This is a genomic window from Psychrobacter halodurans (assembly GCF_017498075.1).
Classification (GTDB): Bacteria; Pseudomonadota; Gammaproteobacteria; order Pseudomonadales; family Moraxellaceae; genus Psychrobacter; species Psychrobacter celer.
On record NZ_JAGBKN010000001.1, the window covers coordinates 173,328 to 194,837 of the forward strand.

Annotated in this window: 18 protein-coding genes; 6 read left to right on the forward strand and 12 right to left on the reverse strand. The window is 44.5% G+C overall.

All coding sequences use genetic code 11. The features are described 5' to 3' along the window. Nucleotides 1-144: 144 nt before the first annotated feature. The 6 genes from J3491_RS00695 (at nucleotide 145) to J3491_RS00720 (ending at nucleotide 9,594) form a co-directional block, all read left to right on the forward strand. Nucleotides 145-1,665, forward strand: coding sequence for a type I restriction-modification system subunit M (locus J3491_RS00695; RefSeq protein ID WP_207968862.1), 1,521 nt, complete (start codon nucleotides 145-147; stop codon nucleotides 1,663-1,665). Then, a complete protein-coding gene (locus J3491_RS00700; RefSeq protein WP_207968863.1) occupies nucleotides 1,655-2,881 on the forward strand; it encodes a restriction endonuclease subunit S in 1,227 nt (408 codons plus the stop codon). The genes J3491_RS00695 and J3491_RS00700 overlap by 11 nt, the downstream gene beginning before the upstream one ends. A gap of 475 nt (nucleotides 2,882-3,356) precedes the next feature. Then, nucleotides 3,357-4,859, forward strand: a complete 1,503-nt coding sequence (locus tag J3491_RS00705; RefSeq protein WP_207968864.1) for an AAA family ATPase — start codon at nucleotides 3,357-3,359, stop codon at nucleotides 4,857-4,859. Beyond that, the gene (locus J3491_RS00710; protein ID WP_243455997.1) at nucleotides 4,843-5,466 is read left to right on the forward strand and encodes an HNH endonuclease family protein; all 624 of its coding nucleotides are present in this window, start codon (nucleotides 4,843-4,845) and stop codon (nucleotides 5,464-5,466) included. The genes J3491_RS00705 and J3491_RS00710 overlap by 17 nt, the downstream gene beginning before the upstream one ends. Then, the gene (locus tag J3491_RS00715; RefSeq protein ID WP_207968865.1) at nucleotides 5,459-8,770 is read left to right on the forward strand and encodes a type I restriction endonuclease subunit R; all 3,312 of its coding nucleotides are present in this window, start codon (nucleotides 5,459-5,461) and stop codon (nucleotides 8,768-8,770) included. Before J3491_RS00710 ends, J3491_RS00715 begins: the two co-directional genes overlap by 8 nt. A 2-nt stretch (nucleotides 8,771-8,772) precedes the next feature. Then, nucleotides 8,773-9,594 (forward strand): M48 family metallopeptidase, encoded by an 822-nt coding sequence (locus J3491_RS00720; protein ID WP_207968866.1) that lies wholly within the window; start codon nucleotides 8,773-8,775, stop codon nucleotides 9,592-9,594. 603 nt (nucleotides 9,595-10,197) lie between these two features. Here the strand turns inward: J3491_RS00720 and J3491_RS00725 are convergent. From J3491_RS00725 to paaA, 12 genes are all read right to left on the reverse strand, one after another. Continuing rightward, the gene (locus J3491_RS00725) at nucleotides 10,198-10,797 is read right to left on the reverse strand and encodes an acyltransferase (protein ID WP_207968867.1); all 600 of its coding nucleotides are present in this window, start codon (nucleotides 10,795-10,797) and stop codon (nucleotides 10,198-10,200) included. Between the two features lie 51 nt (nucleotides 10,798-10,848). Further along, nucleotides 10,849-11,784 (reverse strand): PaaX family transcriptional regulator, encoded by a 936-nt coding sequence (locus J3491_RS00730; RefSeq protein ID WP_207968868.1) that lies wholly within the window; start codon nucleotides 11,782-11,784, stop codon nucleotides 10,849-10,851. A 67-nt stretch (nucleotides 11,785-11,851) separates the two neighbouring features. Then, nucleotides 11,852-13,153: a phenylacetate--CoA ligase PaaK gene (gene paaK / locus J3491_RS00735; RefSeq protein WP_207968869.1), complete on the reverse strand. Its 1,302-nt coding sequence runs from the start codon at nucleotides 13,151-13,153 to the stop codon at nucleotides 11,852-11,854. A 64-nt stretch (nucleotides 13,154-13,217) separates the two neighbouring features. Further along, nucleotides 13,218-14,423 (reverse strand): 3-oxoadipyl-CoA thiolase, encoded by a 1,206-nt coding sequence (gene pcaF, locus J3491_RS00740; RefSeq protein WP_207968927.1) that lies wholly within the window; start codon nucleotides 14,421-14,423, stop codon nucleotides 13,218-13,220. Between the two features lie 31 nt (nucleotides 14,424-14,454). Beyond that, nucleotides 14,455-15,981: a 3-hydroxyacyl-CoA dehydrogenase gene (locus J3491_RS00745; RefSeq protein WP_207968870.1), complete on the reverse strand. Its 1,527-nt coding sequence runs from the start codon at nucleotides 15,979-15,981 to the stop codon at nucleotides 14,455-14,457. A gap of 2 nt (nucleotides 15,982-15,983) precedes the next feature. Then, entirely contained in the window at nucleotides 15,984-16,775 is a 792-nt protein-coding gene (paaG, locus tag J3491_RS00750; protein WP_207968871.1) for a 2-(1,2-epoxy-1,2-dihydrophenyl)acetyl-CoA isomerase PaaG, read from the reverse strand. Beyond that, a complete protein-coding gene (locus J3491_RS00755; RefSeq protein ID WP_207968872.1) occupies nucleotides 16,775-17,545 on the reverse strand; it encodes an enoyl-CoA hydratase-related protein in 771 nt (256 codons plus the stop codon). Before J3491_RS00755 ends, paaG begins: the two co-directional genes overlap by 1 nt. Before the next feature lie 98 nt (nucleotides 17,546-17,643). Then, entirely contained in the window at nucleotides 17,644-18,702 is a 1,059-nt protein-coding gene (paaE, locus tag J3491_RS00760) for a 1,2-phenylacetyl-CoA epoxidase subunit PaaE (protein WP_207968873.1), read from the reverse strand. Nucleotides 18,703-18,774: 72 nt separating this feature from the next. Then, nucleotides 18,775-19,275, reverse strand: coding sequence for a 1,2-phenylacetyl-CoA epoxidase subunit PaaD (paaD, locus tag J3491_RS00765; protein ID WP_207968874.1), 501 nt, complete (start codon nucleotides 19,273-19,275; stop codon nucleotides 18,775-18,777). Between the two features lie 24 nt (nucleotides 19,276-19,299). Continuing rightward, nucleotides 19,300-20,055 (reverse strand): 1,2-phenylacetyl-CoA epoxidase subunit PaaC, encoded by a 756-nt coding sequence (gene paaC / locus J3491_RS00770; RefSeq protein WP_207968875.1) that lies wholly within the window; start codon nucleotides 20,053-20,055, stop codon nucleotides 19,300-19,302. 15 nt (nucleotides 20,056-20,070) lie between these two features. Then, nucleotides 20,071-20,361, reverse strand: a complete 291-nt coding sequence (paaB, locus tag J3491_RS00775; protein ID WP_207968876.1) for a 1,2-phenylacetyl-CoA epoxidase subunit PaaB — start codon at nucleotides 20,359-20,361, stop codon at nucleotides 20,071-20,073. A 23-nt stretch (nucleotides 20,362-20,384) separates the two neighbouring features. Continuing rightward, nucleotides 20,385-21,323 (reverse strand): 1,2-phenylacetyl-CoA epoxidase subunit PaaA, encoded by a 939-nt coding sequence (paaA, locus tag J3491_RS00780; RefSeq protein WP_207968877.1) that lies wholly within the window; start codon nucleotides 21,321-21,323, stop codon nucleotides 20,385-20,387. Between the last annotated feature and the right edge of the window lie 187 nt (nucleotides 21,324-21,510).

The following is a 21,510-nucleotide window of genomic DNA, read 5'->3' on the forward strand; positions in this document are numbered from 1 at the left end:
CAATGTCGGACACTGATACAATGGCGATAGACTAAAGCGTGTCAGTAAACTAATATAGTGCGCAAGATGCATTAAACCAATAACACGATAACTATCAGTTCCTACAACTATAAATCATAGACTCATTTAAGGAAACATCCTGACATGGCTGCAACTCCTATCTCCCCTATCAGTCAAGCTGAGATCAACAAAGCGGTTTGGAACGCCTGTGACACCTTTCGCGGTGTGATCAGCGCCGATACTTATAAAGACTTTATTTTGACCATGCTGTTTTTGAAGTATCTATCGGACGTGTACCGTGACGAATACAACAGCCTGATGGACGAGTATGGCGATGCCGATTTGGTCAAAGAGCTGATGAGCAACCAGCGCTTTGTGTTGCCCGATGGTGCCAGCTTTTGGGATTTATACGAGCTGCGTCATCAGCCTGGCAACGGTCAGCGTATCGATGAGGCGCTGCATGCGATTGAAGAAGCCAATGGCAATAAGCTGAAAAACGTCTTTCAAGACATTAGCTTTAACACCGATCGCTTGGGGAATGAGAAGAAGAAAAACGAGCTACTGCGGCATTTATTAGAGGACTACGGTAAAGAGGTGATGAACCTCAGCCCGTCACGGGTCGGTAGCTTGGATGTGATTGGTAATGCCTATGAGTATCTGATCAAGCACTTCGCGGCTGATGCGGGCGCTAGTGCGGGCGAGTTCTATACCCCGCCTGAGGTGTCTACCCTACTTGCGACTATCTTAAATCCTGTCGAAGGTGATGCGATCTGCGATCCTGCTTGCGGGTCAGGTTCGCTACTGATTAAGTGCGGGGCGATGGCACGTAAAAACTCAGGCACAAAGAATTACGAGCTGTTTGGGCAAGAGGCGATTGGCTCGACGTGGGCACTGGCAAAGATGAATATGTTCCTTCATGGTGAGGATAACCACCGTATCGAATGGGGCGATACCTTGCGTCATCCGCTGCTGCTTGATGATAAAGGCTCGCTACTGCGCTTCGATGTGGTAACCGCCAATCCGCCGTTTTCTTTAAGCAAATGGGGTCATGGCGATGCCAGCGATGATCCACACGGTCGCTTTCATCGCGGCATACCGCCGAAGACTAAAGGCGACTATGCCTTTATCACCCACATGATTGAAACGCTTAAGAACGACACAGGTCGTATGGGTGTGGTGGTGCCGCATGGCGTGCTGTTCCGTGCGTCTAGTGAAGGTAAAATCCGTCAGCAGTTGATTGAAGAGAACCTGCTTGATACGGTGATTGGCTTACCAGAAAAGCTGTTCTTTGGGACGGGGATTCCGGCGGCGATATTGGTATTTAAGAAAAACAAAGCTGACGATACGGTACTGTTTATCGATGCCAGTCGTGAATTTGAATCAGGCTCGAATCAAAACAAGCTGACGGATGAGAATTTGGCAAAAATCATTGAGACTTATAAAAACCGTGAGTTTGTCGATAAATATGCCTATGTTGCCAGTCTTGATGAGATCAAGGAAAACGACTTTAACCTCAATATTCCTCGTTATGTCGATACCTTTGAGCCTGAGGCAGAGATTGACCTTGTGGCGGTGCGTGAGCAGCGTTTGGCATTGAAAGCTGAGCTTGCCAGCTTAGAGACTGAGATGGATGGTTATCTTAAGGAGCTTGGTTATGGTGCCTAATGGATGGAAGGTTAAATCCTTACAAGATATTGCAACTATTTCTTCTGGAGGTACGCCTAGCCGTAGCCAGCCTAGTTACTGGGAAAACGGAACTATACCTTGGGTTACAACTGCGGAAGTCAATTATCAAACAATAATTGATACTGAACAGAAGATAACTAAAGAAGGTTTAGATAACTCATCTGCTAAGCTTTACTCAAAAGATACCATACTAATGGCAATGTACGGACAAGGTAAAACACGTGGTCAAGTTGCAAAACTTGGTATTGAAGCTTCAACTAATCAAGCATGTGCCGCTATTCAATTAAAAGATAATTTTAATGTGGATTTCTATTATCAGCTTTTGGCATCTCAATATAAAAGAATTCGTCATTTAGCTAATAGTGGAGGGCAAAAAAATCTCAGCTCTACTATTATTAAAGAGATTTTAGTTCCTACACCACCTCTCCCCGAACAACAAAAAATCGCCAAAATCCTAACCACTTGGGATAAAGCGATTAATGTCACTGGGCGTTTGATTGATAACAGCAAACAGCAGAAAAAATCCTTGATGCAGCAGTTATTGACCGGTAAAAAGCGTTTGCTTGATGAGAATGGTAAGCGGTTTGAGGGTGAGTTTAATCAACATCGATTAAGTGAATTAGTTAATGTTGATAAAAAATCTTTAGGGAAAAATACACCTGAAGATTATGAGTTTGAGTATATTTCTCTGTCAGATGTTTCAACTGGCACAATATCAAAATCATTAGAGCGTCACGTTTTTAGTTCTGCTCCTTCTCGCGCAAGAAGAATAGTAAAAGAAAATGATTTACTACTAGCAACAGTTCGTCCCAACTTAAAAGGATTTGCTAAAGCTAGAAAAGAGCACGATGGGCTTGTGGCTTCAACTGGCTTTGCGGTTTTATCTGCTAAAAAAGATGTATCAAGTGACTATGTTTATCATTATTTATTTAGTCATCATCTAACAGGTCAGATAAATGCTTTGGTTGTTGGTTCCAATTATCCAGCAATTAATTCATCGGATGTAGGAAGCTTAAAGATACTTTGCCCTCCATTCGAAGAACAACAAAGAATCGCCACCTTGTTAACCAATGCTGATAAAGAGATTGAACTACTTGAGCGGCAATTGGCTGATTTGCAGCAAGAGAAAAAGGCGCTGATGCAGGTGTTGTTGACGGGTAAGAAACGGGTGGTGGTTGATGGGGATACCGCATAGTGCTGGCATGGCCACTCAAGTTTTTTGTACCGCCCTTAGTAGGCGCGGTGTTTTTGGCGTTGGCTTATACTATCTTTACATTTGATACCGTGCTTTGGGGATATGCCACGCTGTTTGAAAATATCAGGATAGTTATAACTCTATTGGCAGGAACTATAGTGACCTTTTATGTTTATTACACCTTGGCCTATGTGGTATTTTTTATTTACCTCGTCATTTTACAAAAAATAGGTAAACTGAGTTTATCCCTTGCCATGATCAGCGGTTTTTTGTATGGGCTGATACCACTCATGTTTGATCATAATACTTGGCTTTCTATCTGGATCAGCTTGGCAGTCGGTATCAGCGGTGCGGTGTGTGCAGGATGTTATTGTTATTTGGATAGGCGACTTAAAGCGACAAACAATAACAGACTGTTATACTGACAAGCCACAAGGGTTCTTATAAAGTACAAAAAAAGCGACTGGACACACTCATGGACATAAAAAAACTCACGCTCAATCATCTAGGACGCTTTGACAGCCTTGAGATTGATGTTGCGCCCACGGCTGAGCATCCTTCAAACGTCACGATATTCATTGGTAACAATGGTGCTGGCAAGACCTCGATACTCGAGGCACTGGCAACATCGCTCAGCTGGTTTGTCGCGCGCTTGCGAAATGAAAAAGGCAGCGGCAATACGATTAATGAACTGTCTATCCTCGATAATGCACCCGCCGCTAGCATCACATTACAGCTATCCGATCAGGCTCAGAGCAGCAATGATAGCGAGCTGTCACTCTATGAGTGGACACTTGCCAAAGCACGTAAGGGTCGCAAGAGCGACAAATCTAGCGCTTTGAGTCAGCTCAATAAACTGGTAGACAGCTATCGGCAGCAGCTTACCGATAATGACAATGCCAGTCTGCCACTGATCGCTTACTACCCTGTTGAGCGTTCAGTTTTAGATATTCCCCTAAAGATCAGAAATAAGCATAATTTTGACCAAATAGACGGCTACGATAGTGCGCTCAATCAAGGTGTGGACTTTCGGCGGTTTTTTGAATGGTTCCGTGAGCGCGAAGATATTGAGAATGAGGAGCGGCTCAGGTATCGCGAAAACTCTTGGTCTGAACAGATACAAGAAGTTAAACGACAAGAAGAGCTGACAGAGATATATAAGAAAAAAGCGGAGGAGTTAAGAAAGCGTCAAGATGAAAATTTAAGTACTGAAGAAAGAATTAATAATTTAAAAGAGTTGACGAAATTCATTGAAGAAGTAACGACTTTTCGTGAAAATTTTAAAAATATAGATAAGATAAATGACAGTCGAATTGAAGACAAACAACTAACCGCTGTTAGAACTGCCATTAGCGCGTTTATGCCTGATCTCAGCAATATCCGCGTACAGCGTAAACCGCGATTGCATATGGCAGTCGATAAAAATGGTCAATCCTTGAATGTGATGCAACTCTCGCAAGGTGAGAAATCGCTCATGGCATTGGTGGGTGATATTGCTCGGCGTTTGGCGATGATGAATCCTGACTTGGATGATCCGCTACAAGGCGATGGTATCATCTTAATCGATGAAGTGGACATGCACTTGCACCCCAGTTGGCAGCGTAATCTTGTACCACGCTTTACCGCTACTTTCCCCAATTGTCAGATCGTCCTAAGTACCCATTCGCCTTTGGTCATCAGTGATCAAAAAGACATCTTAGTCTATCTATTAGATGATGGTGAGATTGGTGCCTTGCCGCCTTTATATGGTGCAGACGTCAATACTGTATTACTTGAGGCGATGGACACAGACGTCCGTAACCCCGATATTAATGATCAGCTTAATGATTTATTAGATGCCATTCAAGATGGCGACGTCGATGACGCCAAGGCGCTTATGCAAACACTAGAGTGCGAGCTGCCAGCAGGCAATATGGGGCTTGCCAAAGCAAGATTACTGCTTCGTAAAAAGGAGCTACAGCTTGCGAAAAATAGATAAGCAGGCAGGTTTTGAGCCAACAAGCTTGCGTCAGTTTAAGCGTCGTCATAAACAAGGCAATTATAGCGATCTGACATCTGAGATAAGACAGGATATCCGTTTGGCCTGTACCACAGAGCAGTTTTATTTGTGTGCTTATTGCTGCAAGCCAATCTCTGGTGACAGTCGTGACACGATGAATGAGCATGTTGAAGCAAGAAAAACTGCTCCAAACAGAAGCCTTGATTACACCAATATCGTTGCCAGCTGCACAACGCCCAATCAGTGCGATGATGCCCATGGATCTCAACCACTGCCGCTAACGCCTTTTGACGCTGAGTGTGAGACGGACTTAGTGTTTAAGCTCAGTGGTAGAGTGACGGGTCTAACTGATGATGCCAAAGAGACTATTCGTGTTTTGAACTTAGATAATAAGTCTTTGATTGAACAAAGGAGTCAGTTTGTACAAGCCTTGCTATTAGGAGGAGGCGTTGATCCTGATGACGTCATAGATGATAGCGACTTGATTCAAATGGTTATTAATGATTTAGCACAGCCACAAGATGGCAAGCTTGAAGCCTTTACACCTGTGGTTATCAACATATTACGAGGGTGGTTAGATGACTAACAGTATTAATTTCGCCGAGGAATTCAGCGCCAAAATTCCCGCCCTTACCCTACTGATGAATTTAGGCTATCGCTATCTCTCCCCACAAGAGTCCTTACAGCTACGCAGTCCTAAAAGCTCAAGTCTACAGATACCAACCAATAGCACCAATCAAGTGATGCTATTGCCTATACTGCGTGAGTTTTTAACCACTCAAACCTTCCCCTTTGAAGGTCAGCAGCATCATCTATCTGACGCTGGTATCGACAAGATCATCAGCGAGCTAAATCCTGCGATGAACCTAGGACTCACCCGTGCTAATGAGAAACTATATGACGCCCTACTCTATGGCATCAGCGTCACCGAATTTATCGATGGCAAAAAAGCCTCGCCGACTATTCAGCTCATCGACTGGCAAAATATCGAAAACAATGCCTATCACGTGACCGAAGAGATGGTCGTGCAAAATACCGACGCCACTGGTAACGTCATCCCCGATATCGTCTGCTTTGTAAATGGGCTACCGCTAGTAGTCATAGAAGCCAAACGCCCACACTCAAATAATCCCCATCGATCCACCAATAGCCAAGCTATATCACAGCACATCCGCAATCAAGGGCAGAAGTACATTCCGCATCTATTTGCCTACAGTCAGCTGCTGCTTGCTATCAATGGTCATGAAGGCTTGTACGGTACTTGCGGCACCCCTGAGAAGTTCTGGTCTAAGTGGATTGAAGAAGAAATCAGCGAGCCTGAGTTCCATCAATTAAAGAATCAGCGCTTAGATGATCCTCAAATCGACCATTTGTTTGCACAGCGTAGCGCTTTTGATAAACGTGAATATCAATCGCTGCTTGATGCTGGCAAGCTTGTCGTTACCGATCAAGACCGTTTGATTATCAGCTTATTGCGTCCCGACCGACTGCTCGATATGACCCGCTACTACACCCTATTTGATAGTAAGGCAGGCAAGATCGTGGCGCGCTATCAGCAAGTCTTCGGCATCAAAGCCTTAGTTAAGCGCATCAGCCATTTTGACGAGCAAGGAAGCCGTGAGGGTGGCGTGATTTGGCATACCACAGGTAGTGGTAAGTCCTTTACCATGGTATTTTTATCCAAAGCGCTGATTTGGCTTGAGGATCTTGCCAAATGCCGTGTGTTTGTCGTGACCGACCGAATAGACTTGGAAAACCAGATCGCCCGTACCTTTATCTCAGCTGGTGCGCTGAGTGATAAAGACCGTCGCCTTGCCAAAGCGCTCTCTGGGCGTGACCTAGCCAAAAAGATCGGCAAGAGTAACGAGCGTATTGTGTTTTCTATCATCAATAAGTTTGGTGCAGCGGCGCAGTACGATGAGTTTTATAATCCCAGTGAGAATATCATTGTCTTGGTCGATGAAGGGCACCGTAGCCAAAACGGTGAGAATAACATTCGTATGCAGCAAGCACTGCCCAATGCCGCCTTTATCGCCTTTACGGGTACACCACTACTTAAAGACGATAAGACCGAAAACAAATTTGGCACCATCATTCACTCCTACACCATGCAGCAAGCGGTAGCCGATAAAACGGTCACGCCCCTACTCTACGAAGAGCGCATCCCTGAGCTGAACACCAACGATGTCGCAATCGATAAATGGTTTGAGCGTATCACCCAAAAGCTCACCAGTGAGCAAAAAGCAGATCTTAAACGTAAGTTTTCTAAAAAAGGCCAAGTCTATCAAGTTGAAGGCCGTATAGAACTCATCGCCCATGACATCTCCGACCACTTCCAGAACTTCAAGCAGCAAGGCTTAAAAGGTCAGCTGGCTTGTGATTCTAAAGTGTCTGCCATTCGCTACAAGCAAGCCTTAGATGCCATTGGTAAGGTCAGCTCAGTCGTGGCTATGTCACCACCTGACACCCGTGAAGGTCATGAAGTCGTCGATGCCGAGAGTAAAGACATCGTACAAAACTGGTGGCAGGATAACGTCGCGCCCAAATATGGTATGGACGATACGCAATATACCAAGGACATCATCGATGCTTTTGGTGAGGATGCTGGTCCAGATATTATGATCGTGGTGGATAAGCTGTTAACTGGCTTTGATGAACCAAAAAACACCGTGCTGTATATCGACAAACCCCTAAAGAGTCATAACTTGATTCAAGCCATTGCTCGCGTTAACCGCTTGCATAACAAAAAGCAGTTCGGTTATTTGATTGATTATCGTGGCATCCTAAAGGAACTCGATACCACGATTGAAAAATACCAAGATCTAGCGGAACGTACCCAAGGTGGCTTTGACATTGAAGACTTAGCGGGTATGTACCATGCCATGGACTCTGAGTACAAAAGACTGCCCATGCTACACAAAAAGGTCTGGGGTATTTTCTCTGATGTGACCAACAAACAAGATGGCAATGCCCTGCGTCAGTCGTTATCGCCTAAAATAGAAGAGCGAGAGGGCACGTTCGTCGATACGCACCTAAAGAAGCGTGATGATTTTTATGCCGCGTTAACTGAGTTTGCTAATGTGATGAAAGTCGCATTACAATCGGCTTCCTACTTTGAAGACAGCTTTTTTGAGGGTAAGCGAGAGCGTTATAAAAAGGACTTAAAAGCCTTTGTGCAGCTACGTAAACAGGCGCGTGAAGATGCCAATGAGACCATCAATTTTGATGAGTTTGAGGATGATATTCGTAGCCTGCTCAACAAGCATATCGCAGGTATAGAAGTCAGAGAGCCAAAAGGCGCTTACCTAGTCGGCAATATGGGCAAAAACATTAAGCCTGAAGCGCTGAGTGATGATGAGGCACGTAACCAAACGGACAAGATCACCAGCCGCGTCACTAAAATGATTGAAGAGGATTTGGCTGACGACCCTCATGCGCAAGAGCACTTCTCCAAGCTGCTAAAAAAAGCCATTGAGGACGCCAAAGCCATGTTTGATGCACCAGTCAAGCAGTACATGATGTTCGCAGGCTTTGAGCAAGACGTCAAAGCTCGTAAAGTGCCTGATGTTCCTAATGAGTTTATCGATGAGTCAGGTAAGCATAACAAGCATGCACAAGCCTATTATGGACTGTTCAAGCACCTATTTGATCCAAGTCTTCTAGAAGAAAACGGCCTAGACAAGGACACACTCGTCAGCTTCGCTTACGCTATTGATGACGTCGTCGATAAAGCGGTAGCAGTCAACTCCTTAAACCCGTCACAGATGGAAAAAGACATTAAGGTTGGGCTACTAAAGCTACTGTTTAAAGCCATCGGTACCGATAATGCCAAGAAGCTATCTGATGAAGTGATCCGTATCACTCGCCATGGCATCTCTAGAGGCAACTAATCATGGCAAGTCGCTTAGAGCACACTACAGCAAACAATGACAAGAAGCCTATCGTAGATAGCAAGCCCACCAAAGCTGACGGCCTACTACACCATTTGTACTATGGACAGGACAAAATCAGCTATGAGGTGATACGGAAAGACAAAGCTCGTAAGCTACGTATTAAGGTGTATCCGGATCAGCGGGTGGTGGTCAGCGTACCGATGCAGGTGACAGATGAATTTATTTATCAGTCAGTGCAAAAACGGGTGCGCTGGATATGGCAGCACCTGCAAGACTTTGCCAAGCAAAAAACTGATGTGCTGCCAAAACGCTATGTCAGTGGTGAGCCTCAGTTTTATTTGGGTCGCAGATACGTGCTCAAAGTAATTGTCGACCCTGAGCAAGCTGCTAATGTGAAGCTGATTCGTGGCAAGCTGACGGTTACCTTGACTCATGATTCCAGTGACGGAAGCGACCGAGCGGTTAAAGTTAAGACAATGTTAGATGCTTGGTATCATGCTAAGGCTAAAACGATATTTGCAGAGCGCCTTGCTGCCGTATTGCCGCAAGCTGATTGGGTGCATCACTCCCCTACCTTCAAGCTGCTGTCAATGAAAAAACAATGGGGCAGCTGCTCGGCTCAAGGCAACTTAGTCCTCAATCCACATTTGGTTAAAGCCCCTAAAGAATGTATCGACTACGTGATACTGCATGAGCTGTGTCATATCAAAGAGCACAACCATAGTGAGCGGTTTTGGCGACTGCTGTCGCAAGTTATGCCGCATTGGAAAGCGGTCAAAACCGAGCTTGATAGCATGGCTGAGCTTTATTTGAATGAGTGATAGTTATTAATAGAAAGCCTTGATGGTTAAAGAGCTCAATCCCGTATGATCAGGAAGCATTCAAGGTGGTTTATCTATCCGAAAATTATATTTAGGCGACAAAAAACCCGCTATAGTTAGCTGGTCATGAAAATTGCTTCTGCGTATGTTATAGCTCTTACCTCAATCGGTACAGCATGTAACCATTGCATTCCGCTTTCACAATAGAAATATCCGTCCTGAGACTCTATGATATAAGCTGTAAAGTCATTGCCAGTTAGATAACTTGTTGTTTGTTGATCACTCCCATCATCAACAGCACACCATTGATGTAATACCACGTAGTCAACATGTCCTACTCATAATAACAGAGTTAGACATAATTCTAGCCGTGCACAAAATTTCAATATAGAAGGTTTAAGTAAAATTAATTAGATATAGTTAGTAGCAAAAAAAACGCTAATACTCTATACAGCATATTGTTAGCATCCTTCTTAGATTAGGAGGTTTACTCAAGTAAGTTTATCGAAACTGCAGTTTGAAATTATAAATGTCCAACACATCCGATATAACAAAAGTTAATTCACGTCCTAATCTGTTCGCTAGCTATAATGGCTCTTATTATCAAAGCTCTGATTTAATTTTATGTTGGGTATTAAATTGCTCATGTGTTAGCCGCTCATCTGCATCCATGGTTAAGGGCTTAACTTCCTCTAAAGAGTACAAACAACGTTTGGTCAGATTTATATATTGCTGAGTACCATGAGCTTTCCAAGCCAGCTCCTTTTCTTCAAGCTCTCTTATCACTTTTGCAGGGCTGCCTAATGCCATGACATTTGGCGGAAGGACCATCTTCGCCTTGACTGTACTATTAGCACCAATAATGCTATTTTCACCAACTTCTGCTAAGTCTAAAATTACACTGTTCATTCCAACCAGTGCATTCTTTTTTACAATACAACCATGGAGAATGGCTGCATGTCCAATATGGCCATACTCTTCAACCACCACTACATTGTTAGGAAAGCCATGTATAATGCAGTTATCTTGGATATTGGCGTTTTTTTTGACACGAATACCACCAAAATCAGCACGTAATGAAGCGAACGGACCAATATATACACCTGCTTCAATCACAACATCACCGATAATTACAGCTGTTGGATGAACATAAGCATCTGGACTAATAACCGGTATTACCCCGTCAATGGCATAGCAAGGCATAATCGCCTCCTTATCAAGAAATATCAAACAAAGTTCAAAGTCATCATTTTCTTAAGTTCCTTCAGCAAACTTTAACCCGCCGAAGCGCTGATAAAACTGTGGGCGTGCTGGTGGCATGGTCCCCTCAGCAGTGCGAGCAACATTAAGAAAAAACTCTTCAGACGAACTAATAGTCATTTGATACACATTACTGGTCAAATTACGCGCGGTTAGTGCTAGCCAATCCGATGGCAATAGTTCTAGAGGTAAATTCGGGTCTTTTAATAAGATACGGCGATACTGGTGGATCAGTAGAATTCGAATTTGAAACGCTTGTAGTGCATTAAATTCACCATCTTCGATGAGGCTTAAAACATTACGAAAGTCGTTAATGAATTTATCATAGCGTTGGTGCAGCTGCTCAATGGGCCAATTCACCTCAACCATACGCTTGAGTGTTGGGTATGACTCTTGCCACAAGTGCAAGGCTTCGGCGCGAAACACCACCACTTGCTCAGTCATGTTGAGATTAAGTAGTAAGTTTTGTAGCTGTAATTCATCACAGCCCGGATAGGCCATAAGATTGGTGGCAATATTGGCAAACCCTAACCACTCCAACTCTTTTTTAAGGAAGGCTTTGTTTTCAAGATCAACCGAGCTTAATAACACTAAGTCCCATTTACGATCCCACTCACACTGATCTAAGTCGTAAATTTTTTCGTGGGCAGCAGCAAAGCGTTCACGGCTAACTTCGGTAATGCGGTAGTAACTGGTACGTCCGATTTTTTCGGAGCTTAACCAGTCATTTTGCACCAAGCGAAACACTGCAGTACGCACAGAGCGTTCGTTAAAACCGAACACATCCATAAGTTGAATCAGACTAGCTAAACTAATCACCCCGCCTCGTTGAAAGACACAATCACCAAAGATTGACATAATTAACGAGGTGCCACTTAATACGTTTTCACAGGTAAGCTCATTAAGACAGTGTTTTAGTTTAGCATTCATATCATTTATTCGTTATCTAAAAAGCGCGCGATAATATCCAAGAGACGATCGCGCGGAGTTAACTACATTAAGCAGGCACAGCGGTATGTCGTAAGTCAATAACACGTTGAGCCTTACCCTCAGAACGAGGTAACATACCTTGTGGTAAGACTTCTACATGAATGCTGATACCCACCATGGTTTTGATTTTTTGTTTAAGCTTATTAGCCAATTGCGTTGCTTCGACATCACTGGTATCAATACGCGACTCAACACGGACATGCAGGGTGTCTAAGTGGCCGTGTTTGGTGATATTAATCTGATAGTTTGGCAGTAACTTTGGTATTTGTAAAATCTGTTCTTCAATTTGCGAGGGAAATACATTAACGCCACGGATGATCATCATATCATCACTACGGCCAACTATCTTGTCCATACGACGCATAGTGCGTACAGAGCCTGGTAATAAGCGGGTCAGATCTCGGGTACGGTAGCGAATGACGGGCATACCTTCTTTAGTAATGGTAGTAAACACCAATTCGCCAAGCTCTCCGTCTGGCAGTACTTCCCCAGTCTTGGGGTTAATGATTTCTGGATAAAAATGGTCTTCCCAAATGGTTGGGCCGTCTTTAGATTCTAAGCATTCCATGGCGACGCCTGGACCCATGACTTCTGACAGGCCATATATATCTAAAGCGTCAATACCTAAGCGCGCTTCGATTTCTTGGCGCATAGCATTAGTCCACGGTTCTGCCCCGAAGACACCGGTTTTGAGAGAACACTCTTTGGCCGTACCAAATTTTTTCTCTAACGCTTCAACGATGTTTAAGCAGTAGGAGGGAGTAACCATTAAGGCGGTTGGTTTAAAGTCATGGATTAACTGAGCTTGGCGATCAGTTTGGCCACCTGACATAGGTACAACCGTTGCACCTAGTCGCTCAACACCATAGTGCGCACCCAAACCACCGGTGAACAGGCCGTAGCCGTAGGATACTTGGATAGTATCTTTGCTAGTAAGGCCAGCTGCACGCAACGAGCGTGCTACTACATCTGACCAAGTTACGATATCTTGCTTAGTATAGCCAACAACCGTAGGTTGGCCAGTAGTACCTGATGATGCATGAACACGGACAATTTGTTCATTTGGCACGCTAAACATACCAAATGGGTAGTTTTCGCGCAAGTCTGACTTGCTGGTAAATGGGAATTTGGCTAAATCCTCCAATGATTGGCAATCATCTGGGTGGACACCGATTTGGTCAAACTTCTTTCTATAAACAGAGCTATTTTCGTAGGCGCGTGTGAGTGTTTCTTTCAAACGTTCCAACTGTACGCTGCGTAATTCGTCTACTGACGCGGTTTCGATGTGTTCCATAACGTTATGATTCATGTAAAACTCCTTGTCGTAGTCATCCTGACTACATTTCCAATTAAAAAATTCGTGAAAGCCGTGATCAGATGTTTTCTATCACCAGTGCCACGCCTTGGCCCACACCCACACACATGGTGCATAACGCATACTTACCGTTACGACGTTTTAACTCTTTCATTGCGGTGATGACTAAACGTGTACCACTCATTCCTAAAGGGTGACCTAGTGCAATTGCACCACCATTTGGGTTAATGCGTACGTCATTATCAGCAAGACCTAATTCACGAATTACGGCAAGGGATTGCGCTGCGAATGCTTCATTAAGCTCGATAACATCCATTTGATCTAACGTTAGTCCGGTTTGTTCAAGTACTTTTATTACCGCAGGCACAGGGCCGATACCCATATAACGTGGTTCGACACCAGCACTCGCCATACCAACAATACTAGCTTGCGGCGTTAGATTGTGTGCTTTACCAAAGCGTTCGCTACCCATCAGCACACAAGCTGCACCGTCATTGACACCTGATGCGTTACCTGCCGTCACTGAACCACCTTCTTTTCGAAACGGGGTTTTGAGGTTTGCAAGAGCTTCTATACTAGTATCTGCACGTGGGTGTTCGTCTTTATCAACAATCACTATGTCTTTTTTGACTTTGACTTCAACCGGTAAAATTTCTTCGGTTAAGATACCTGCCTGCTGGGCAGCGGCAGTTTTTTGTTGGCTGCGTAGCGCGAATAGATCTTGGTCTTCTCTGCTTATTTGGTATTTTTCCGCAACGTTTTCGGCAGTTTCTGGCATACTATCAACGCCATATGCTACTTTCATTAATGGGTTAATAAAGCGCCAACCGATTGAAGTGTCAAAGATCTCTGGTGCGCGGTGAAAGGCACTGGTCGGTTTCGATTGGACATATGGGGCGCGGCTCATACTCTCAACACCACCGGCCAATACAAACTCGGCCTCACCGGTTTTTACCACACGTGAGGCTATGCCAATCGCGTCCATACCAGAGGCACAGAGACGGTTAACCGTGATAGCAGGCACGCTATCAGGCAAGCCTGCAAGTAACGTTGCCATTCGCGCTACGTTACGGTTGTCTTCGCCGGCTTGGTTAGCACAGCCAAGTACTACCTCATCGATTTTATTCCATGGCAAGCTTGGGTTTTGATCTTTTAGATATTTAATCGGCAAGGCTGCCAAATCATCCGTACGAACACTACTTAAAGCACCGCCATAACGCCCGATTGGGGTGCGAATGGCATCATAGATATATACTTGTTGCATCATAATTTCCCTTTACAATAAACCAATAAGCTTAAGCGGTCGCCATGTGACAGGTGACGGCTTTTTTTACTAGATACATGCTGGCACGATAACGCTCTTCCCCATAAATACGCTGCAAGTTATTGAGAGTGTTAAGAACGGTGTCGTAACCGAGCATTTGCGCCCATTCGAACGGACCTTGGGGGTAATTCACGCCGTACTTCATAGCAGCGTCAATGTCTGCTTCAGAGGCGATGTTATGTAATACTGCTTCACAGCCTTCATTAATGAGCATTGCAATGGTACGTAAAACATATAGACCGGGATGGTCGGCAGACCAAATAACACCCAAATCAAGACGGGCAAAGACTTGTGCCACTTGCTCACGGTCGTTGTCATCACAGGCCGTAGAAGCAGCCAATACAACGGCACGGGCTTGTGACCAGTCCGCATGCCAGTCCATTAGCATGACTTTGGCATTGCTATGATCAATCACCACTGATTCACCAAGTGATAAACGGATGCTGACATCACCAATTTCGATACTGTTTTGGTCTGCCTCTTCAAAGGTCATTGTGAGACTATCAGCAGCTTGTAGGCGTTCAACCAAACCTTTGGCATAAAGCCAATTACCGCGCACGCTAATTACAGGTAACTCAGCATCGTTTACCTCAACAGCTGGTAACTCATAGGTGGAGGCTTTTGTGGATTGGCGATAGTCATAGAACCCTTGACCGGATTTGCGGCCAAAGCAACCTGCATCGACCAATTCTTTCTGTACCAATGATGGGCGGTAACGAGGCTCATAGAAGAAGGCTTGGTATACGCTTTGGGTCACCGAGAAGTTAACATCTTGACCGATCAAGTCGGTCAACTCACATGGGCCCATGGCAAAACGACCTGATTCACGCATGATAAAGTCAAGCTGCTCTGGCGTGGTGGCATTTTCTTGTAATGCGCGAAAGCCTTCGGCGTAGTATGGACGCGCCACACGGTTGACGATAAAGCCTGGGGTAGATTTGGCAGTTACTGGCACTTTTTTCCAAGCACGCATCAAGTTAAACAAGCCATCTACAATTTCAGGCGCAGTTCGTAAACCGCGAACAATCTCAACAAGTTTCATCACTGGGGCTGGATTAAAGAAGTGTAAGCCAACCACTCGCTCAGGGTTTGGTATTGCTGAGGCAATCGCTGTAATCGATATTGATGAGGTGTTTGAGGCAAAAATCGTATCATACGCACAAATATCAGCCAATTGGACAAAGAGCTGCTGCTTAATTTCTTGGCGTTCAACAATTGCTTCAACGACCATCTGCACCTCTGCCAGCTCATTAATATCTGTAATAATCGATAAATTCGCTAGGGTGCTATCGAGTAGCGCTTGAGACATTTTTCCTCTTTCGACCCTTTTTGCAAGTAGGCCTTCTAGGCCCGCTAAGGCGGCTTGGCTTTTGGCAGCATCCACGTCAAAAAGATAGGTCGTGTGACCGTGCATGGCAGCTAGCTGTACAATGCCAATCCCCATTGTGCCTGCCCCTATAACGGCAATGGCAGCTTTTGATAAATCCCTCGTTTCCATGCTTAACGTCCTTGGTAAATTGGGGTGCGTTTTTGCATAAAGGCTTGGACACCTTCTTTATAGTCGGCTGAGCGACCAGCAAGGCGCTGCAAGTCCCGCTCTAAGCATAGCTGGTCTTCTAGGCTATTGTCCGCGGATGTATTGATGGCTTTTTTAATTAGGCTTAGGCCATAGGTCGGCTGGCTGGCCAAGTGTTCGGCTAACGTACTGGCTTCGCTACGTAGCGCGTCATCTTCGATCACTTGCCAAATCATGCCCCACGCCAACGCTTGTTCAGCCGATAGCTTATCGCCTAACATGGCTAAGCCCATCGCTCGAGCGCGTCCAACAACGCGTGGTAAAAACCATGTACCACCTGAATCGGGTACCAGACCAAGACGGCAAAACGCTTGAACAAATGAGGCTGATTTGGCGGCCAATACCAAGTCACACGCCAAGGCAATATTCGCTCCAGCACCAGCTGCTACGCCATTTACCGAACAGATTACTGGTTTTGGCATGTCAGTAATCAGCTTAATCAGTGGATTGTAGTAAGTCTCAATAGATAAGCCTAAATCTGGCGCATCAGCATCCGGGGCAACTGCGCGATCGCCTAAATCTTGACCTGCACAAAAACCGCGACCCTCAGCAGAGAGCACTACAGCACGAATGGTGCTATCTTTTGACCATGCTTTTAGCACCTTGGCTACTTCTTTGTGCATGGCTTCATTAAAGCTATTAAGCTGTTTTGGGCGGTTTAAAGTAAGATAGCCAACGGCATTTTTTTCTTCGACGAGAATCGTTTGATAGTCCATTATATACCTCTAAAAATTGGTTGACGTTTTTCTAAAAACGCACTGATGCCTTCTTGGCGATCTTGGGTAGCGGCAAGCCAAACAAATAGCTGGCGTTCTTGCTTAAGCCCTTGGCTTAAGTTCACTTCATGGATAGTTTTGAGTGATTGTTTGATGGCGCGAATGGCTAAAGGGGCTTGTTTGGCAATTTTTGTCGCCAGATCAATGGTGTATTGTACGGTCAGTTCGGTTGGGCAAACTTGGGTGGTAATCCCATGTTGTTGCGCGCTCAACGCACTAATCCGCTCACCTGTCATCGCCCAACGCATAGCAAGCTGCTGACCCACTAGGCGGGCGAGGCGCTGTGTCCCACCTGCTCCTGGTAGCATGCCCAAGCCAATTTCAGGCAGCGCAAATTGGGCATTTTCGCCCGTGACCACGATGTCACCATGCAGTACCAGCTCAAAACCAGCACCGAGTGCGTAGCCATTGACCGCGATTAATAACGGCTTGCTAAATTCATCGATTCGCTTCCATAAGGTTGGGCGAATGTCGGTTTGTAGGCTAACGGTATCGAGTTGAATAAGTTCGTTAAGATCTGCACCCGCAGCGAAGCACTGGGTATTGCCAGTAATGACGACCGCTCTTATATCGGTATCAGCTTCATAGGCTTGAAGCTGTTCAACGATTTCTTGTAATGTGGCGTTATTTAAGGCGTTACGTTTTTCTGGACGATTAAGCACAATCAGTGCAACACCTTCCTCTGGGTTGGAGGTTTTAATGTAATTCATCCCTGAATCCTAATACAAACAATGAAATAAGGAGTTTTTGCTAAGCCCTACTTTGGATACAAAAACTATAGATATGTAAGTTGGCTAACATCTAACGATTATGCGTCAAAGCTTAAGCGTACGTTGGGTGATACAGGTAATGCTTGGCAGCTGAGTACGTAGCCTTTATCTAACTCTTCTTGCTCAAGGCTATAGTTAACAGCCATTTCTACCTCGCCTTCCATTACCCTACACTTACAAGTGGCACAAACACCCCCTTTACAAGCATATGGTAAGTCAGCACCCGCATGTAACGCAGCCTCTAGAATGCTGTCATCTTGTTTTGATACTTCAACTATCAATTCACGTCCGTCCAAAACAATATTAACGCGCTCTTCGCTACGTTTTTCAATTTGCTGTGGGGTTGGTTTGTTGACGGTCCCAGTGTGAAAACGCTCTGTATGGATTTTATTGCGATCAATACCATAATTTGGTAATACAGTCTCAACAGCTTCCATCATATCTTCTGGGCCACAGGCAAAGCAGTGATCGACATCAGCATTGATAAGTCGTGAATCAAACAACTGTTGTAATTTATTCGCATCGATACGGCCGTTAAAGATTTCACTGTCACTCATCTCACGTGAGAAAATATTGACTAGCTGTAGGCGCGTTTTGAAACGATCTTTGAGGTCCATAATTTGCTCAGAGAACATGGTTTGTTTCCATGAGCGATTACCGTATACCAAAGTAAAGGTAGCATCTGGTTGTGTGTTTAACACCGTTTTAACAATGGATAAAATTGGGGTAATACCACTACCTGCAGCAAAGCTTAGGTAGTTTTGACCACCCGTTTTAGCGGCTTTTTGAAAGAAAACCCCTTGGGGTGGCATAACTTCTAGGGTTTGGCCTACTTCTAGGTGTTCATTTGCCCAAGTAGAGAATTGACCTTGATCAATCTTCTTGATGGCAATACTCATATCTTCTTGTACATCACTACAGATTGAGTAACAGCGACGGATTTCACCATTATCTGTCATGTGACGAATAGTCAAGTGTTGACCTGGTTGGTACTTGAAGGTTGCCGCGACTTCCGGAGCAAGGTCAAATGCAATGCAAATCGCTTGTTCAGTTTGCGGTTGGATAGATTTGATGGTTAAAGGTAAAAATTGACTCATGCGAAAATCCTTCTTTCATATTGCATATTTAGAGAGCTGACCGTCACGTGCGATCTTGCAACTATCCTTGTTCTAGATGCATTTAAAATAATCAAACGGCTCAAGGCAATCGAGACACTTATAGAATGCCTTGCACGCAGTTGAACCAAATTCGCTAATTAGTTGGGTTTTTTGACTGCGACAATGGGGACAGGTCACACCATCGGTTAGCGCCACGTGGGTACCACAGCTGTGTGAATCGCCTTGCGGCGGTGCAATGCCATATTCTTGCAGCTTTTGCTTACCTGCCTCACTCATCCAGTCAGTCGTCCAAGCTTCAGACAAGTCAATCACCACTTTTACAGGGGTCAGCCCACGTTCGGTAAACGTGTTGGTAATCTCATCTTTTAGCATATCGGTTGCTGGGCAGCCGCTATAGGTTGGTGTTAAACGCACCACGATTTCGTTATCTGCGTTGATATCAACGCCACGAATCATGCCTAAATCAAGCACGGTCAAAACAGGTACTTCTGGATCATGAACCTGATTAAGGGCTTGCCAGCAGGCATCTGTGACTTGTGGAATTAAACGCATACTTTGACTCCCTGTCGTGTATGTTTACCAATTCATATTTGGGTAAGCACGTTGCATGTACTGCAATTCTGCCAAAATATAGCCCAAGTGTTCGGTATGAACACCTTGTTTCGCACCACGGCGGTATGCGCCAATCTCAGGCAACGTTAAGTTAAAACGTGCCAACTCACTTTCAATCTGCGCTGACCACTCATCTTTTAGGAAATTGAGTTTTGGTAAGACGCCACTGTCAACCAAAGCTTGTTCGTCAGTGGTGAGTTCAAACAATTCAGCAGTAAAGCGCCATAGTTCGTTGAGAGCTTGTTGCACTTTTTGGTGTGCCTCATCGGTGCCTAGGCTTAAGCGCTCCATCCATGCCTGTGAGAAACGTAGGTGATATTTTGCTTCTTTCAATGATTTCACACCAAAAGCTGCGATATCTAAGTGGCTGCTTTGGCTTAAAGCATCAAGTAACAACACATGGTACTGATCCATCAGCCATTGGCGCACGATAGTTTGGGCAAAATCGCCATTGGGTTGCTCACATAGCAATAGGTTGCGATATTCACGTTCGGTACGTAAAAAAGCCATTTTATCTTCATCACGGCCCAAGCCTTCGATTTGTCCAGCTAGACTTAGCACAGTACGCGATTGACCCAATAAGTCTAAACCGATATTTGATAACGCAATATCAATCTCAAGCTCAGGGGCATGTCCACACCACTCAGACAAGCGGTGCGATAGAATCAGTTGGCTGTCACCAACGTGAAGTAAAAACTGTGTTAATGCTTGATTATTCATCGATTATCTCCCACCTTAAATATGCTCAATACCGTCCGGAATTTGATAGAAGGTAGGATGACGATATACCTTGTCGAGTGATGGCTCAAAAAATTCTGGTTTTTCCTCAGGTTGCGATGAAGTAATCAACTCTGATTTCACTACCCAAATGCTTATACCTTCGTTACGACGCGTGTAGACATCACGTGCGTTTTGCAGGGCAATTTCATCATCTGGTGCGCGCAAACTGCCAACATGACGATGGCTTAATCCTTGCTTGCTACGGATAAACACTTCGTAAAGTGACCAATTGTTTTTGTTTTCCATGGCTAATTTTCCTTTAAAAAATATTAAGCAGCTTTTTGAGCATTGACTTGTTGTTTCTGCGCATAGACAGCAGCAGAATCACGAACCCATTTACCATCTTCCCAAGCTTTACGTCGGGCTTCGATACGCTCATGGTTACACGGGCCTTTACCAGCGATAACGGCAAAAAATTCGTCCCAGTTAATTTCACCAAATTCGTAGTTGCCCGTTTCTTCGTTAAACGTTAAATCTTTGTCAGGAATGGTTAGACCAAGTTGCAACACTTGTGGGACGGTATTATTGACGAATTTTTGGCGGAGCTCATCGTTACTAAATAGTTTGATTTTCCAAGCCATGCTAGCAGCACTATTGGGTGAGTTATCATCATTTGGACCGAACATCATGAGCGCTGGCCACCAGAAACGATCGACTGCATCTTGTGCCATGGCTTTTTGTTCAGGTGTGCCGTTCGCTAATACCATCATGGCTTCAAAGCCTTGGCGTTGGTGGAAGCTTTCTTCTTTACAGATACGCACCATAGCGCGAGCGTATGGGCCATATGACGTTCGGCAAAGCGCTACTTGATTGACGATGGCAGCACCGTCGACCAACCAGCCGATAGCAGCGATATCAGCCCATGTTAAAGTTGGGTAATTAAAAATTGATGAGTATTTCATGCGGCCGGCAATCAGCTTTTCCATCATATCGTCACGATCTGCACCTAGGGTTTCAGCGGCGCTGTATAGATACAATCCATGACCTGCTTCATCTTGAACTTTGGCCAACAAGACAGCCTTACGCTTGAGTGTTGGTGCACGTGTAATCCAGTTACCCTCAGGTAGCATACCAACCACTTCTGAATGCCCATGCTGACCAATCTGGCGAATAAGCGTTTTACGATAAGCATCTGGCATCCAATCCTTTGGTTCAATTGAAATGTCATTTTCAACCTTGTTATCAAACAATTCTACTTGCGTATTCATATAATCCCTCATCCTTAAGTGTTAGTGTCATATAATATAAAGCGATACCAATTTTAAATCAACATCTATTTTTACGTATCACTTTGTTTTCCTCTAATATTAAACCCAAGTTGTTGTTTTATATAAGTAATTTCTAATTAAATTTTCAAAAAAGCCTTTTAAATTATAAATAAACTTGACTTTTTAG

Excerpts from the sequence above, each read along its gene's own strand:
- J3491_RS00695 (WP_207968862.1), top strand. The coding sequence starts at position 145 with ATGGCTGCAACTCCTATCTCCCCTATCAGTCAAGCTGAGATCAACAAA.
- J3491_RS00700 (WP_207968863.1), top strand. The coding sequence starts at position 1,655 with ATGGTGCCTAATGGATGGAAGGTTAAATCCTTACAAGATATTGCAACT.
- J3491_RS00705 (WP_207968864.1), top strand. The coding sequence starts at position 3,357 with ATGGACATAAAAAAACTCACGCTCAATCATCTAGGACGCTTTGACAGC.
- J3491_RS00715 (WP_207968865.1), top strand. The coding sequence starts at position 5,459 with ATGACTAACAGTATTAATTTCGCCGAGGAATTCAGCGCCAAAATTCCC.
- J3491_RS00720 (WP_207968866.1), top strand. The coding sequence starts at position 8,773 with ATGGCAAGTCGCTTAGAGCACACTACAGCAAACAATGACAAGAAGCCT.
- J3491_RS00725 (WP_207968867.1), bottom strand. The coding sequence starts at position 10,797 with ATGCCTTGCTATGCCATTGACGGGGTAATACCGGTTATTAGTCCAGAT.
- J3491_RS00730 (WP_207968868.1), bottom strand. The coding sequence starts at position 11,784 with ATGAATGCTAAACTAAAACACTGTCTTAATGAGCTTACCTGTGAAAAC.
- paaK (WP_207968869.1), bottom strand. The coding sequence starts at position 13,153 with ATGAATCATAACGTTATGGAACACATCGAAACCGCGTCAGTAGACGAA.
- pcaF (WP_207968927.1), bottom strand. The coding sequence starts at position 14,423 with ATGCAACAAGTATATATCTATGATGCCATTCGCACCCCAATCGGGCGT.
- J3491_RS00745 (WP_207968870.1), bottom strand. The coding sequence starts at position 15,981 with ATGGAAACGAGGGATTTATCAAAAGCTGCCATTGCCGTTATAGGGGCA.
- paaG (WP_207968871.1), bottom strand. The coding sequence starts at position 16,775 with ATGGACTATCAAACGATTCTCGTCGAAGAAAAAAATGCCGTTGGCTAT.
- J3491_RS00755 (WP_207968872.1), bottom strand. The coding sequence starts at position 17,545 with ATGAATTACATTAAAACCTCCAACCCAGAGGAAGGTGTTGCACTGATT.
- paaE (WP_207968873.1), bottom strand. The coding sequence starts at position 18,702 with ATGAGTCAATTTTTACCTTTAACCATCAAATCTATCCAACCGCAAACT.
- paaD (WP_207968874.1), bottom strand. The coding sequence starts at position 19,275 with ATGCGTTTAATTCCACAAGTCACAGATGCCTGCTGGCAAGCCCTTAAT.
- paaC (WP_207968875.1), bottom strand. The coding sequence starts at position 20,055 with ATGAATAATCAAGCATTAACACAGTTTTTACTTCACGTTGGTGACAGC.
- paaB (WP_207968876.1), bottom strand. The coding sequence starts at position 20,361 with ATGGAAAACAAAAACAATTGGTCACTTTACGAAGTGTTTATCCGTAGC.
- paaA (WP_207968877.1), bottom strand. The coding sequence starts at position 21,323 with ATGAATACGCAAGTAGAATTGTTTGATAACAAGGTTGAAAATGACATT.